This window comes from Microbacterium resistens, assembly GCF_031456305.1.
Taxonomy (GTDB): domain Bacteria; phylum Actinomycetota; class Actinomycetes; order Actinomycetales; family Microbacteriaceae; genus Microbacterium; species Microbacterium resistens_A.
In genome coordinates this window covers 245,825-260,296 of sequence record NZ_JAVDUM010000002.1, presented here as the reverse complement: position 1 = coordinate 260,296, position 14,472 = coordinate 245,825, and the positions used below count along the sequence as shown (strand labels likewise).

Annotated in this window: 12 protein-coding genes; 6 read left to right on the top strand and 6 right to left on the bottom strand. The window is 71.0% G+C overall.

The window, feature by feature from the left end; all coding sequences use genetic code 11:
• Positions 1-67: 67 nt before the first annotated feature.
• The 5 genes from J2Y69_RS03305 to J2Y69_RS03285 are packed head-to-tail and all read right to left on the bottom strand — an operon-like array spanning position 68 to position 4,989.
• Positions 68-1,585, bottom strand: a complete 1,518-nt coding sequence (locus J2Y69_RS03305) for an amidohydrolase (RefSeq protein WP_310017507.1) — start codon at positions 1,583-1,585, stop codon at positions 68-70.
• Positions 1,582-2,238, bottom strand: a complete 657-nt coding sequence (locus tag J2Y69_RS03300) for an FMN-binding negative transcriptional regulator (RefSeq protein WP_310017505.1) — start codon at positions 2,236-2,238, stop codon at positions 1,582-1,584. The genes J2Y69_RS03305 and J2Y69_RS03300 overlap by 4 nt, the downstream gene beginning before the upstream one ends.
• 47 nt (positions 2,239-2,285) lie before the next feature.
• A complete protein-coding gene (locus tag J2Y69_RS03295) occupies positions 2,286-3,281 on the bottom strand; it encodes an Fpg/Nei family DNA glycosylase (protein ID WP_310017503.1) in 996 nt (331 codons plus the stop codon).
• Positions 3,281-3,766 carry a ribose-5-phosphate isomerase gene (locus tag J2Y69_RS03290; protein ID WP_310017501.1) on the bottom strand — a complete coding sequence of 162 codons (486 nt, stop codon included), beginning with the start codon at positions 3,764-3,766 and terminating at the stop codon, positions 3,281-3,283. Before J2Y69_RS03290 ends, J2Y69_RS03295 begins: the two co-directional genes overlap by 1 nt.
• Before the next feature lie 26 nt (positions 3,767-3,792).
• A complete protein-coding gene (locus J2Y69_RS03285) occupies positions 3,793-4,989 on the bottom strand; it encodes a ferrochelatase (protein WP_310017499.1) in 1,197 nt (398 codons plus the stop codon).
• 137 nt (positions 4,990-5,126) lie between these two features.
• Here J2Y69_RS03285 and pepN point away from each other — a divergent pair, with 137 nt between their 5' ends.
• From pepN to J2Y69_RS03260, 5 genes are all read left to right on the top strand, one after another.
• Entirely contained in the window at positions 5,127-7,697 is a 2,571-nt protein-coding gene (gene pepN, locus J2Y69_RS03280; protein WP_310017497.1) for an aminopeptidase N, read from the top strand.
• A gap of 115 nt (positions 7,698-7,812) precedes the next feature.
• Positions 7,813-9,027 (top strand): mechanosensitive ion channel family protein, encoded by a 1,215-nt coding sequence (locus J2Y69_RS03275; RefSeq protein ID WP_310017495.1) that lies wholly within the window; start codon positions 7,813-7,815, stop codon positions 9,025-9,027.
• Entirely contained in the window at positions 9,024-9,485 is a 462-nt protein-coding gene (locus J2Y69_RS03270) for a globin (RefSeq protein WP_310017494.1), read from the top strand. The genes J2Y69_RS03275 and J2Y69_RS03270 overlap by 4 nt, the downstream gene beginning before the upstream one ends.
• Positions 9,482-11,146, top strand: a complete 1,665-nt coding sequence (locus J2Y69_RS03265) for an FAD-binding dehydrogenase (RefSeq protein ID WP_310017492.1) — start codon at positions 9,482-9,484, stop codon at positions 11,144-11,146. Before J2Y69_RS03270 ends, J2Y69_RS03265 begins: the two co-directional genes overlap by 4 nt.
• A 129-nt stretch (positions 11,147-11,275) precedes the next feature.
• Positions 11,276-12,739 carry a serine hydrolase domain-containing protein gene (locus J2Y69_RS03260; protein WP_310017490.1) on the top strand — a complete coding sequence of 488 codons (1,464 nt, stop codon included), beginning with the start codon at positions 11,276-11,278 and terminating at the stop codon, positions 12,737-12,739.
• Positions 12,740-12,769: 30 nt separating this feature from the next.
• Here the strand turns inward: J2Y69_RS03260 and J2Y69_RS03255 are convergent, their stop codons facing one another.
• On the bottom strand, positions 12,770-13,435 hold the full coding sequence (locus J2Y69_RS03255; RefSeq protein ID WP_310017488.1) for a hypothetical protein: 666 nt from the start codon (positions 13,433-13,435) through the stop codon (positions 12,770-12,772).
• A gap of 69 nt (positions 13,436-13,504) precedes the next feature.
• On the opposite strand from J2Y69_RS03255, the gene J2Y69_RS03250 reads away from it, so the two are divergent.
• Positions 13,505-14,389 carry an acyl-CoA thioesterase gene (locus tag J2Y69_RS03250; protein ID WP_310017486.1) on the top strand — a complete coding sequence of 295 codons (885 nt, stop codon included), beginning with the start codon at positions 13,505-13,507 and terminating at the stop codon, positions 14,387-14,389.
• The last annotated feature ends 83 nt before the right edge of the window (positions 14,390-14,472 follow it).

The following is a 14,472-nucleotide window of genomic DNA, read 5'->3' as shown; positions in this document are numbered from 1 at the left end:
CAGGATTCCACGATGCCCGGTGCGACCGCCCGAGGACAGACGGCAGGCAACCGGTCCGGATCGGGGGTTATCCCCCGTACCCGACCCCGTCGTGGGTGATCCGTCCGCCCACGATCGTCGCCGCCACCGGCATGGACCGCAGCCGCGACGGCCCCGCGGTCGCCGGGTCCTCCGCGCACAGGACGAGGTCGGCGACGGCACCGGGACGGATCGCCGCCTCGCCTCCGGTCCCCCGGTGCGCGCTCGCGGCGAGTGCGGTCTCCACGTCCAGCCGCTCCTCGTCGTGCCAGGACGGGCGGTCATCGTCCGTCCTGTGCATGGCCGCGGAGATCGCAAGCCACGGGTCCAACGGCGCGACCGGCGCATCCGATCCGAAGCGGAGCGGGATGCCCGCACGATGCAGGCTCCCCAGCGGATAGACGATCGCATGCTGCCCCGCCCAGAGCGCGTCCGCCGCGTCGCGGTCATCGATCGCATGCTGGGGCTGCACGCTCGCCGCGATCCCGAGCCTGGCGAAGCGGGCGAGGTCCGTCTGCCGGACGAGCTGTGCGTGCTCGATGCTCCCCTGCGCCCCCGTCTCGCCGAACACGTCGAGCGCGGAGGAGAGGGCGACATCGCCGATCGCGTGCACCGCGGCGGCGATCCCCGCACCCGTCGCCGTCGTCAGCAGCTCCCGCAGCGCTGCCGGCGGCACGGTGAGGAGACCGTGGTTCTCCGGATCGTCCGCATAGCCGTGCGAGCATGCGGCCGTCCTGGTTCCCAGCGAGCCGTCGGAGATCACCTTCAACGCCCCCATCCGCACGAGCCCGTACGGATCGAGGGCGGGGTCGTCGCTGAGCGCCTCGCCCGTCACGAGCCCCTCGGCGATCGCGCGATCGAGGTCGTCGGGGTAGACGGCGAACTCCACCCGGTGCCCGTCGAAGCCGGCGCTCAACCGCCTCGTCCATGCCTCCCGGTTCCAGGACATGTCGAAGTCCACCATGCCGACGACGCCGCGCGCGGCCGCGCGTGCCGCCGCTGCCGCGACGGCGGCGTCGGCCACGATCGGGTCCGCCGCGTTGAGCCTCCGCGAGATCTCGAACGCCTCCTGCTCGCGCAGCAGCCCGTCGGCCACCGGCGCGAAGCCCTCCCGCCGGAAGGCCGCAGAGTTCAGCCAGACGCTGTGCACATCGGCGTTGATGAGGTAGGTGGGGATCTCCCCCGTGGCCTGGTCGAGCAGCGCAAGGGACGGCTCATCCGCCCAACGGACCGCCCGATAGCCGGTCCCGACACGGCGTCCGTCGCCGAGCGTGCCGGCGTCCGCCATCCGTCGTGCGGCATCGGCCGCCGACCCGGAGTCGGCGAGCGGGACGCGTTGCGCGGCCAGCGCCCACTGGACCGTGTGGACGTGATGGTCCCACAGTCCGGGGACGAGCCACGCCCCTCCTCCGTCGAGGACCTCGCCCGCGAACCGGAGCGCACCCGTCGGCGCGATGTCGGCGATCCTGCCGTCCTCGATCAGGACGTCCACCGGATCATCGGTCGCGAGCAGCCGACGATCGGCGGACGCGATCCGCACGGCCCGAAGGGCGGAGACGAAGGTCATTCCAGACCCGCCGTCGCTCGGGCGGCGAGCCGGGCCTCATGCGCACGACGCATCTCGGCGGCGAGCGCCGGGTTCGCGTGGGCGCCGTCCGCGGACAGCTCCAGGATGACGTTCTCGATCACGTCGTCCGGCTTGTTCTGGCTGAGCTTCCGTTTCGCCGTGACGCGGGTCGGCGTGAGCCGGAAGCCGACGGTTCCCGCCTCCAGCCGACGGACGAAGGACTCCTCGTTCGGCGGCGCCCACATGCCGCGAGGCTGGGGAAGGTCCCGCTCGAAGTGGTCGACGAGTCCTTCCAGGACACGGAGGTTCTCCTCCGTGGAGAGGATCTCCGGGACACCGGCGAGGTGAACGGCGACGTAGTTCCAGGTCGGCACGGACGCGACGTCGCCGTACCAACCGGGCGAGACGTAGCCGTGCGGACCCTGGAAGACGAGCAGCAGCTCGCGGTCGCCGAGACCGAGGACGCGGTCGTCCGGGCGCCCGACGTGTCCGATGACGGTGAGGTCGTCACGCTCCGGATCCAGCAGCACCGCATAGTGCGAGGCGGTGAGCCCTTCCCCGTCGCCGCCGACGAGGGTGGCCCACGGGTTCGCCGCGATCACGCGACGGAGCTCGGCGACGTCGGTCATGGCGAAGCTCGGATTCTGACGCATGCGACAAGCCTATTGCCGCCGCGGCGACCCTCCTCCGAGAGCCAGGATCACGCTTGGCAGGACGGGCACCAGTAGAGCTTCCGCGCCCCGATCTCCTCCAGCGCGATCTCCGTGCCGCACACCCGGCAGGGCAGGCCCGCGCGGTGATACACCCAGTGCCGGTCGTCCCGGTGCGCCATCGCGGCGCGGTACCCCTCGGGCGACAGGTCGTCCATCGTCATCATCTGTCCGGTCTCCACGCCGACCGCGAGCAGACGCACCCAGTCCCGCCAGAGCTCGCGCACGATCTCCTCCGGGACGTCCCGTCCCGGAGTGTGCGGGTTCAGCCGCGCCCGGAACAGCATCTCGGCGCGGTACACGTTCCCGATCCCGCTGACCACGGCCTGGTCCATGAGGAGCAGGGCGATCGGCGTCCCCTTCCGGCGCACGGCCTGCACGAAGCGCTCCTCGCCCTCCTCCGGGTCGCCGACCAGCGGGTCGGGCCCCAAGCGGGCGATCGTCGCGAGCATCTCGTCCGGAGTCTGCAGCGCGCAGGCGGTTGGCCCGCGGAGATCGGCGCAGGTCGAGTCGGTCAGCAGCCGAAGCCGCACCTGGCCGACCACCGGCGGCGGCCATGCGTCGTCCTCGGCGAGTCCGGTGGTCTGCTCGGACATCCGCACGTGGACGCGGGTCTTCCGCGGGGCGCCGATGGAGGACAGCGAGTTCTCCCCCGCGCTGTCGAGCACCGCGTCGTCCAGCGTCGTCCCCCGCTGATTCGTCTGACCCATCCGTCCGTTCGCCGCGGCGATGGTCGGGTCTACGAGGATCTCCCCGGCGAAGTCCCATGCGCCGTAGAGCCCGAGGTGCACCCGCAGCCAGAGGTCGCCCTCGGCCTCCAGGAACATCTGCTTTCCGACCGCCTGGGCGCGCTCGATCGTGCGACCGTCGAGCACGGCGGCGCCTTCCGCGAACCGCCCCTGGGGGCTCGAGGCCGCGACCTGCCTGCCGACGAAGTTGCGCGCGAACTGGCGGGCGATGCGATGGACGGAGTGACCCTCGGGCATCAGGCGCGCGGATCCGGGAGCAGGGCGCCGGAGGTCTCGAAGTCCGCGATCTGCCCGATCCGGCGGACGTGCCGCTCCTCGCCGCTGAACGGCGTGGCGATGAACCGGTCGATGAAGGCCGCGACCTCCGTGAAGGTGTGCTGGCGGGCGCCGATCGCGATGACGTTGGCGTCGTTGTGCTCGCGTGCCAGCTCGGCCGTCGCGATGCTCCAGACCAGGGCCGCGCGGATGCCCTCGACCTTGTTCGCCGCGATCTGCTCGCCGTTGCCCGAGCCGCCGAACACGACGCCGAGCGCGGTGACGCCGGCGCGCTGATCGGCGATCACCGCCTGTGCCGCACGGATGCAGAACGCCGGGTAGTCGTCCACGGCGTCGTACTCGATCGGCCCGTGGTCGATCACCTGGTGGCCGGCCTCGGCCAGATGATGCTGCAGCTGGGTGGAGAACTCGAGCCCCGCATGGTCGGTGGCGATGTGGATGCGCATGCGGCCAATCCTAGGGATTCGCGGCCCTACGGGGCGATGCCGGCCGCGGCGGGCCGGAATCCGAGCCTGACGTTCTCGCAGTCGCCGGCCCTGGCCACGTCGTACCAGGGACCGAGGTCGGTGAGATGCGGTCGCTCCGCGGCGGGCGTACCGTGCACTCGCTCCAGGACGAGGTCGACGAGCCCCGCGACGAAGGCAGGGTGCGTGCCGGGCGTCGGGGTCCGGAGCATGCGCAGGCCGGCCTCCGCCGCCGTCTCCTGCGCTTCCGTGTCCAGATCCCAGAGCACCTCCATGTGATCGCTCACGAAGCCGAGCGGCACCACGACCACCGCCTTGACGCCGCGGCCGGGGAGCTCGGCGATCACGTCGTTGACGTCGGGCTCCAGCCACGGCTGGCTCGGCGGGCCGGAGCGGGACTGGAACACCAGCTCCCAGGGCACGACGCCCGCGCCGGGAACGGCCGCTCCGAGCTCGGTCATGATGTGCGCGGCGACCGCCCGGTGCTGGGCCTCGTAGGCGCCGCCGTCCCCCCAGTCGCGGTCCCGCGGACCGGAGCGCCGGGCGTCGTCGACGGGGATGCTGTGCGTGGAGAAGAGGACCGTGATCTCGGTCGCCGCGACTCCCTCCTCAAGCAGCGTCCGGACGGCCGCATCCACCCCCTCCTGGAACGGCGCGACGAATCCCGGGTGGTCGAAGAAGAGCCGCACCTTGTCGGCCGTCAGGCGGCCCCCCAGGCCGGACTCGTCCATGGCCAGGGCGATGTCCTCCCGGTACTGCCGATCGCTCGAATAGGAGCTGTAGGCGCTCGTGGCAAGCACCAGGAGCGTCCGGTGCCCGTCCGCGGCCGCCTCCGCGAAGGCCTCGGGCAGGTACGGCGCCCAGTTCCGGTTGCCCCAGTAGACCGGGAGGTCGAGGCCGCGCCTCGCGATCTCGGCCTCCAATGCCGCTTTCAGCGCACGGTTCTGCTCGTTGATCGGGCTCACGCCGCCGAAGTGGCGGTAGTGGTGGGCGACCTCCTCCAGCCGCTCGTCGGGGATGCCCCGCCCGCGCGTCACGTTGCGCAGGAACGGGATCACGTCGTCCTGTCCCTCGGGACCCCCGAAGCTCGCGAGGACGACGGCGTCGTAGTCGACCGGCACCTCGACGTGCGGCGGGCCGGATCGCGCGGGCTCCGAGGCATGGAGGACGGACACGGATGACGAGATCGTTGCTTCGCTGGTCACCCCTCCATCGTCGCACTCACACCTTTCCTTCAGCCGAAGGTGGCATGGCCGTGCCGCTGGCGTAGGCTGTCAGGGTTGCCGCCGGCGCCAGCAGCGCGAGATCCGTGGCTACCCCTCACCCCCTGGGAGACCTAGCAGTGCCTGGAGAGAACCTCACCCGAATCGAGGCGCAGGAGCGCCGCGCGATCGTGGACACCGAGTCCTATGAGATCGCGCTGGACCTGACGAAGGGCCAGGAGGTCTTCGGCTCCCGGAGCGTCGTGCGGTTCACCGCGACGCCGGGCGGATCCACCTTCATCGACCTGATCGCGCACGAGGTGCGCGAGATCACGCTGAACGGCGAGCCGATCGACCCCGTCGCGGCCTTCTCCGACTCGCGCATCGCGCTCGAGGGACTTGCCGCCGAGAACGTGCTCGTCGTGGACGCCGACTGCCTCTACACGAACACCGGAGAGGGACTGCACCGGTTCGTCGACCCGGTCGACGACGAGGTCTACCTCTACTCGCAGTTCGAGGTGCCCGACTCCCGCCGCGTGTTCGCGGTGTTCGAGCAGCCCGACCTCAAGGCGACGTTCCAGTTCACGATCACGGCCCCCGCGGCGTGGAAGGTCGTGTCGAACTCCCCGACGCCCGAGCCGATCCTCCACGATCCGTCCTCCGGTGCCGGTGCGGTCGCCACCTGGGGTTTCGAGCCCACCCCGCGCATCTCCTCGTACATCACCGCGATCGTCGCCGGCCCGTACGAGTCCGTCTTCTCGGAGCTCACCAGCGCGTCCGGCCGCGTCATCCCCCTCGGCGTCTACGGTCGCCGGAGCCTGTGGGAGCACCTGGACGCCGACTACATCTTCGACAAGACGCGTGAGGGCTTCGCCTACTACGAGGAGAAGTTCGGGGTCCCCTACCCCTTCGCCAAGTACGACCAGCTCTTCGTCCCGGAGTTCAACGCCGGGGCCATGGAGAACGCGGGCGCGGTGACCTTCACCGAGACCTACGTGTTCCGCAGCAAGGTGACCGACGCCGTCAAGGAGCGTCGGGTCGTCACGATCCTGCACGAGCTGGCCCACATGTGGTTCGGCGACCTGGTCACCATGAAGTGGTGGAACGACCTGTGGCTGAACGAGTCGTTCGCCGAGTGGGCGTCGACCATCGCGACCGCCGAGGCCACCGAGTGGACCGAGGCGTGGACGACCTTCAACGCGATGGAGAAGACCTGGGCCTACCGACAGGACCAGCTGCCCTCCACGCATCCGATCGTCGCCGAGATCAACGACCTCGACGATGTGCAGGTGAACTTCGACGGCATCACCTACGCGAAGGGCGGCTCCGTGCTCAAGCAGCTCGCCGCCTGGGTGGGCATCGAGGCCTTCTTCGCCGGCGTCTCGGAGTACTTCGCGAAGCACTCCTGGGAGAACACCGAGCTCAGCGACCTGCTCGTCGAGCTCGAGCGGACGAGCGGCCGGGACCTGTCGACGTGGTCGAGGAAGTGGCTGGAGACGGCGGGCGTCAACACGCTGTCCCCCGTGATCGCCGAGGCCGGCAACGGCACCATCTCCCGGTTCGCCGTGACCCAGACCGCACCCGCCGACTACCCGACCATCCGCCCGCACCGGCTCGGCATCGGCTTCTACTCCCTGAACGGGAGCGGCGCGCTGGTGCGCACGCACCACATCGAGGCGGACGTCGACGGCGACCGCACCGAGATCCCCGAGCTGCAGGGACTCCCCCGACCCGACCTCGTCCTGTTGAACGACGAGGACCTCGCCTATGCGAAGATCCGCCTCGACGAGCGCTCGCTGGAGACGGCCATCGCCCACCTCGCGGACATCAGCGACCCGCTCGCGCGCTCCCTCGTCTGGGGCGCCGCCTGGGATCAGACCCGTGACGCCGAGAGCGCCGCATCCGAGTACATCTCCCTCGTCCTCGGCAACATCGGCCGCGAGACCGAGTCGACGACGGTGCGCACGACGCTCGGCCAGCTCCAGACCGCGGCCGCCCTGTACGTGACCCCGGAGGATCGTCTCGACGCCCGCATCCGCGTCGCCGACGGACTCTGGACCCTTGCTCAGGGCGCCGAGGCCGGCAGCGACAGCCAGCTGCAGTTCGTGACGGCGTTCGCGAACTCCGTCGTGACCCCCGAGCAGACCGAGGTGCTGCGCGGCCTGCGCGACGGCACGACGGTCCTCGACGGCCTCACCGTCGACACCGACCTCTCCTGGCAGCTGTTGGCCGGCCTCGCCGCAGCGGGCGCCGTCGAGGGCGACGCCGTGGACGCCGCGCTCGCCGCCGACAACACGGCGAAGGGCGCCGAGTTCGCCGCACAGGCGCGGGCAGCGCTTCCGACCGCCGAGGCGAAGCAGGAGGCCTGGACCTCGCTGGTCGGGAACGAGGACCTGTCCAACACCCTGATCCGCTCCGCCGCCCTCGGGTTCACCCACCCGGCCGGCGCCGCGCTCCTGGACGCCTTCGTGCCGGCGTACTTCGACGCGCTCCTCCCCCTCTGGGAGAAGCGGACCTACCAGATCGCGAACTACCTGATCGTCGGGCTCTACCCGAAGGCCCTCGCGAGCGTGGAGCTCCGCGACGCGACGCGCGCGTGGCTCTCGGCGAACACGGACGCCGCCCCCGCGCTCCGCCGCCTCGTGCACGAGAACCTCGCCGACGTGGAGCGTGCGCTCGCCGCACAGGCCCGCGACGCCGATCGGGGCTGACGGGACTGACCGCGGTATCACGAGGGAGGGGCGGAGCGCAGGCTCCGCCCCTCCCTCGTGATACCCGGAGAACGTGGAGACCGTTCCGAGGTGCCCGCCTCTAGGATCGAGAGCGATGCACATCCTCCCCATCGAAGAGACGCCTCCCCCGGTAGAACCCCCTGTCGTGGCGACCCCCGATCTCTGGACCCAGATCCTGACGTTCCTCGGCGAAGCCGGGATGAATCTGCTCTACTGCGTCGCCGTGGTCGCCGGCGCCGTCGCCATCGCCGCGCTGCTGCGCCTCCTGATCCGTCGTGTGGTCCACCGGATCGTCGACGGCGCCAAGTCCAGGGCGCGCGTCGATGACACGCAGGCGCTGGAGCGCTCCCCGCTGGCGGACATGCGGCTCGTGCAGCGCACCCGCACCCTCGGCACGATCCTGCAGAACATCGTCAACGTCATCCTCGGGATCGTCGGCATCGTCCTCATCATCAACACCCTCGCACCCTCGCTCCTCGGATCCCTCACCCTGCTCACCGCGGCGATCGGCGCCGGACTCGGCTTCGGCGCGCAGAACATCGTCAAGGACGTCCTGAACGGCATCTTCATCGTCGCCGAGGATCAGGTCGGCATCGGCGACGTCGTCGACCTCGGCCTCGCGACGGGCGTCGTGGAGTACGTGAGCGTCCGCATCACGCAGGTCAGGGACGTCAACGGCACCCTCTGGTACGTCCGCAACGGCGAGGTGACCCGGATCGGGAACATGTCCCAGGGCTGGGCCAGGGCCATCGTCGATCTCGGCGTCCCGCCCGACGCCGACGTCCCCGCCGTCGAGGAGTCCCTGCTCGCGGCCGCGCAGGCCCTCGCGAAGGACCCGAAGTGGCGCACCCGCATCGTCGAGAAGCCCGAGGTCTGGGGGCTGGAGACGGTGACCGGCGAGGCGCTGGTCATCCGCGTCGTGATCAAGACCAGGGCCAACGCGATGGACGACGTGGCCCGCGAGCTGCGCATGCGCCTGCGCGCCGCGATCGGCGAGCTCGGGCTGTCGGTCCCCTCCCTCAACTCGGTCACGCTCACCGGCCCCGAAGGCGCACGACGGGTCCGCGGCGCCAATCCTCCCCGGACGAGGCCGACGGCCGTCACCGGGGTGCCCACGGTGGCGGAGCGGGGCTTCTGGCGCCGCCGCAAGTCGGACGGGACGACGACCCCGGTGACGCCGCCGACGACGGCGAAGCCCGCAAAGCCGGCGGGCGCTCCCAGGACGACGGGAACGCCGAAGCCCCCGACCACGCCGCCACAGCCGCAGACGCCGTCCTCGGAGGACGGTCCCGAGCAGGAGAAGCCATGACGTTCTACGACGAGGTCGGCGGACGCGAGACCTTCCGCGCGATCGTGGACGTGTTCTACCGCGAGGTCGCGCTCGACCCGGTCCTCAAGCCGATGTACCCCGAGGAGGACCTCGGCCCGGCCGCGGAACGGCTCACGATGTTCCTGGAGCAGTACTGGGGCGGACCGGCGACCTACGGCGAGCGTCGAGGCCACCCCCGGCTCCGGATGCGGCATATCCCCTTCCACGTCGACCCAGATGCCCGGGACCGCTGGCTCCGCTGCATGAGGGTCGGTGTGGACGAGGCGCACCTCTCGCCGATGCACGAGGCGACGCTCTGGGACTACCTGGAACGCGCGGCATATGCGATGGTGAACACGTTCGAGCCTTCGGGGATCGGCCCCGAAGCCGCCGGCCGGACCCCGCTGGAGGCCGGTGCGGCGAAGGATCCGGTGCAGAGAACGACGGAGACCCCATGACCACGACGCCCGCCACCCGTTCCACCGACGTCCTCGTGATCGGCTGGGGGCTGGCGGGCCTCGTCGCCGCGGCGGAGGCCGTCACGGCAGGACGACGGGTCATCGTCGTCGATCAGGAGCCGCGCACCAACATCGGCGGGCAGGCGTGGTGGTCCTTCGGCGGGCTCTTCCTCATCGACTCCCCCGAGCAGCGCCGCATGGGCATCCGGGACTCCCTGGAGCTTGCCCGCCAGGACTGGCTCGGGACCGCGGGCTTCGACCGTGAGGAGGACGCCTGGCCCCGCCGCTGGGCCGAGGCCTATCTGGAGTTCGCCGCGGGCGAGAAGCGGGCCTGGCTGCGCGAGCGCGGCGTCGGGTTCTTCCCGGTCGTCGGCTGGGCGGAGCGCGGCGGATACGACGCCCTGGGACCGGGCAACTCCGTCCCTCGGTTCCACATCACCTGGGGAACCGGCCCCGGGATCGTCGCACCCTTCCTCGCCATCGTCGAGGCGGCGGAGAAGCAGGGGCACCTCGTGGTCCTCGCGCGGCACCGCGTCACGGACCTCATCGTGCGGGACGGTGCGGTCGCCGGCGCGCACGGCGAGATCCTGGAGAGCAGCGCGGCGGAGCGTGGTCAGGAGTCCTCGCGCTCCGTCATCAGCGAGTTCCAGATCGAGGCCGGCGCGACGATCGTCGCCTCGGGCGGGATCGGCGGCAACCACGAGCTGGTCCGACGGATGTGGCCGGAGCGCCTGGGCACCCCGCCCGCCGACATGCTCACCGGTGTGCCCGCATACGTCGACGGGTCGATGCAGGCCGTCTCCGAGACGGCAGGCGCGCGCCTCATCAACGGCGATCGGATGTGGCACTACGTCGAGGGGATCCGCAACTGGAACCCGGTGTGGCCGGGTCACGGCATCCGTATCCTCCCCGGCCCGTCCTCGCTGTGGTTGGACGCGACGGGAGCGCGGCTGCCCGTCCCCTTGTATCCGGGGTTCGACACGCTCGGCACGCTCGCCCATCTGCGGGGCACCGGCCACGACCACTCCTGGTTCATCACGTCGCGGCAGATCGTGGAGAAGGAGTTCGCGCTCTCGGGCAGCGAGCAGAACCCGGATCTGACCGGCAAGGACGTGTCGCTCCTCCTGAAGTCCCGTCTCGCCAAGGGGCCGACCGGCCCTGTGCAGGCCTTCCTGGATCGCGGAGAGGACTTCCTCGTCGACGACGATCTCGGCCGCCTCGTCGATCGCATGCGGGAGCTTCCCGGCGGGGAAGCGCTGGATCCGGACCGTGTGCGCCGCGAGGTCGAGGCCAGGGATCGCGAGATGGAGAACGAGTTCACCAAGGACGCGCAGATCGCGATGCTCCGCTCGGCGCGCGCGTACCGCGGGGACAGGCTCATCCGCACCGCCACTCCCCATCGTCTGCAGGACCCGGCGGCGGGCCCCATGATCGCCGTGCGTCTGCGGGTCATCACCCGCAAGTCGCTCGGCGGCATCGAGACCGACCTCGAGGGACGCGCCCTGTCCGCCACGGGTGATCCCGTTCCGGGTCTCTTCGCCGCAGGCGAGGCCAGCGGCTTCGGCGGCGGCGGCGTGCACGGCTATCGCGCACTGGAGGGGACCTTCCTCGGCGGCTGCCTGTTCTCCGGCCGTCAGGCCGGGCGCGCAGCCTCCCGATGAACGTCCGTCCGCGGCGGCTCGGGCTCTCCCTCAGAGGTTCTTCGGGCCTCCCCTGAGACCTTTTCGGGTTCCCCCGAATTCGCGATCGGACGGGCTTTCCCACGACCGCCGGCTCCCTACGCTGGCCGCATGCGCTCCCTCCTCCTCACCGCGGTGCTCGCCGTGCCGCTCGCCATCGGTCTCGCCCTCGGCCCGGAGGCCGCGACCGCAACCGCGTCCGCGGGACCCGACCGACTCGTCCAGGAGTACGCCGACGTCTATGCGACCCCGGGAATCGCCGCCGCAGTGATCGAGGACGGGACGGTGACGACCACGGTCCGCGGCACGGACGGCTCGGGATCCCCGGTGACCGCGGACACCCGCTTCCGGATCGCCTCCATGAGCAAGTCCATGACGGCGACGGCGATCATGCTCCTCGTCCAGGACCGTGCGCTGTCCCTGGACGACAGGGTCGTCGACCTGCTCCCGGAGTTCCGCATGGCCGATCCCCGCCACCGCGAGATCACCGTCCGCGAGCTCCTGGAGCACACGTCGGGGCTCTCCCTCCGCACGAACGACGAGTACGCGCTCCCGATCCCTCCGACGATGGCGGACGCGGTCGCCGAGCTCCGCGGACGATCCCTCGCCGCGGACCCCGGGACCCGTTTCGAGTACCACAACACCAACTACACCCTCGCGGCGCGCATCGTGGAGGAGGTGTCCGGCCAGGACTTCGGCGTCTTCCTCCGCGAGCGGCTCTTCCATCCGCTCGGGATGGACGACACGACCTCGACGGTCCGGTGCACGGACGGCGCACCAGGGCTCGCCCCCGGTCATTCGGTGCTGCTGCGCATCGCGCTCGTCGTCCCGGAGATGCCCGGGAGGTGCGGAGGCAACGGCGGTGTCGTCTCGACCCTCGACGACATGGTGCAGTGGATACGCTTCACCGCGGGTGACATCGGCACCGACGTCCTCGCACCGGGTCTGCGCGTCCAGATGCAGGGGCCCCGAGGCGTGGCCGCGCCCTACGCGCTGGGATGGGAGTCCCATCCCGCGGGCGACGGCTTCCCTTCGCCCCTGCTGACGCATGGAGGCACCCTCGCGACCTATGCCGGGAGCATGGCGATCGCGCTCGACACCGGCACGTCCGCCATCGTGCTCGCCAATGGCTCTGGCGACCCGGGGACGCTGGCGAGGAACCTCATCGCCGACATCGATGGCCATCCCCTCGCGCCCTTCGAGGATCCGCTCACGACGTTCAACGCGATCCTCCTCGGCATCGCGATCGCCCTGCTCCTGCTCTTCACGGTCCTCTTCGCCCGCGCCAAGCGGTGGGCGGTCCGGCGCAACACCGCAACGCGCCCGATGGTGGCGCTGCGGCTCCTCCCGCTCGTGCTCGCGGTCATCGTCGGCGTCTTCGTCCCGCTCCTCCCCGGCCTCCTCGGCGGCATGATCGCCTGGGAGTACTGGATCGTCGACCTGTGGCTGTATCCGATGCTCGTCCTGATCGCGCTCGTCCTCATCGCCGGAGCGGGCGCCGTGCTCCTGCTCCGGCTCGTCCTCCTGCGGAAGGGCCGACCCGCCGTCCGCCGGATCGGCCGGGAGACGATCTGAGGACGTCGGGCCGGGCGGGGAGCGCCTCGGTCAGCTCGCGGTGCCGGTGCTCCGCACCGCGGTCAGACCCACCGCCGCGGGCCCCCGACTGAGCACGTGGCCACGAGCGAAGCCGAGGCGGGTCCACCGGCCGGAGGTCGTGATCGGGACGGCCTCGGAACCCGAGATGAAGCCGAAGGCGTGAGCGGCGAAGGCGACGCCGCGCGGTAGCCCACGAAGATCCTCGTCCGGCTCGCCCCAGATCCGGGCCCGCAACGATCGGACCGCATCCTCCCCCGCTCCCGGGGGCGACCCGTGGGCGACCGCGGAGATGCCCCACTGCGCTCGCCGCGCGATGACGTCGGCTCCCAGCACGCCGGCGGCGACCCACCCGTCGCGAGGCGGGGAAACGCCCGCCCACGCAGGGCTGCGCCCCGTCTCCGGGAGGCCGAGAGCGCGGGGGTCCTCGGTCTCGGTCAGCTCGTCGATCACGATGTCGCAGCGGAGCTCCGGATCGGAGCGGCCGATGCGGAGGGCGAGGATCGTGGGCGTCGCATCGAACAGCCCCTGCGGGGCGAGCGCGGCCGCGGTCATGACGAGCACCCCCGCTGCGGCTTGCAGGCGTACGCCGTCGTCGGAGGCCCGAGCGGCCCTGGACACGAAAGTGAGGACGTCGCGGGCGGTATCGGGGTCGGCGAGAATCAGCGGTGTGGACACTCCCCCTAAAATAGCAAGCGGTGACAGCCAGGGACGGGTGTCCGACCGCCCATCGGAGAGGATTCCCGCATGATCTCGGAAGACCACGCCCGCCGATCGGTCGACACGCTGCTGGAGGTCCTCAATCTCGACGCCTCCGAGGCGCGGACGACGGAGGACATCTTCACCGGCGTCTCGCACCCGATGCCCACGGGACGCATCTATGGCGGGCAGGTGCTCGGACAGTCCCTCGTCGCCGCCGAGCGGACGCTGCCGGAGGGGCGGGTCGCGCACTCGATGCACGGCTACTTCCTTCGTCCGGGCGACGCCTCGCAAGGGCTGACCTTCGCCGTCGACCGCATCCACGACGGGCGTTCGTTCTCCACCCGCCGCTGCCAGGCGTATCAGAATGGAGAGCCGATCTTCTCGATGATCGCCTCGTTCCAGGATGACAATCCCGGCGTCGAGCACGCCTATCCGATGCCGGAGGGCGTCCCCTCCCCCGAGGATCTGCGGAGCGACGACGAGCTGGTCGATGCGCTCCCGTCGATCGCGCGACGCCTCCTCACGGATCGGCCAGCAGACGTGCGGCACGTGGAGTCGCCCCTCTTCCTCGCCGTCGAGGGCGAGCACCGTGCCCACCAGGCGGTATGGATGCGCATGCGCGCCCCGTTCCCCGACGACCCTGCCCTGCATCGTGCGGCGCTCGCATATCTGAGCGACATGACGATCCAGGAGTCGATCCTGCGGGCACACGGTGTGACCTGGCAGACCCGCGACCTGAAGGTCGCGAGTCTCGACCACGCGATGTGGTGGCACCGGCCCGGCCGGGTCGATGACTGGCTGCTGTACGTGCAGGAGTCCCCGAACGCGCGCGGCGGGCGCGGCCTCGCGAGCGGACGCATCTATTCCAGGGACGGCACGCTGATCGCGAGCGTCATGCAGGAGATCACGATCCGGGTTCCGGGAACCTGACCGACCCGTCTGACTGGCCTGTCCGGCTGTCCCGTCCGACCCCGGTCCGGTGCGACCCGTCAGGGCGAAGGCTGATCCCGGGC

Coding starts and splice junctions, on each gene's coding strand:
- J2Y69_RS03250 (WP_310017486.1), top strand. CDS start 13,505: ATGATCTCGGAAGACCACGCCCGCCGATCGGTCGACACGCTGCTGGAG.
- J2Y69_RS03270 (WP_310017494.1), top strand. CDS start 9,024: ATGACGTTCTACGACGAGGTCGGCGGACGCGAGACCTTCCGCGCGATC.
- J2Y69_RS03305 (WP_310017507.1), bottom strand. CDS start 1,585: ATGACCTTCGTCTCCGCCCTTCGGGCCGTGCGGATCGCGTCCGCCGAT.
- J2Y69_RS03290 (WP_310017501.1), bottom strand. CDS start 3,766: ATGCGCATCCACATCGCCACCGACCATGCGGGGCTCGAGTTCTCCACC.
- J2Y69_RS03265 (WP_310017492.1), top strand. CDS start 9,482: ATGACCACGACGCCCGCCACCCGTTCCACCGACGTCCTCGTGATCGGC.
- J2Y69_RS03275 (WP_310017495.1), top strand. CDS start 7,813: ATGCACATCCTCCCCATCGAAGAGACGCCTCCCCCGGTAGAACCCCCT.
- J2Y69_RS03295 (WP_310017503.1), bottom strand. CDS start 3,281: ATGCCCGAGGGTCACTCCGTCCATCGCATCGCCCGCCAGTTCGCGCGC.
- J2Y69_RS03300 (WP_310017505.1), bottom strand. CDS start 2,238: ATGCGTCAGAATCCGAGCTTCGCCATGACCGACGTCGCCGAGCTCCGT.
- J2Y69_RS03260 (WP_310017490.1), top strand. CDS start 11,276: ATGCGCTCCCTCCTCCTCACCGCGGTGCTCGCCGTGCCGCTCGCCATC.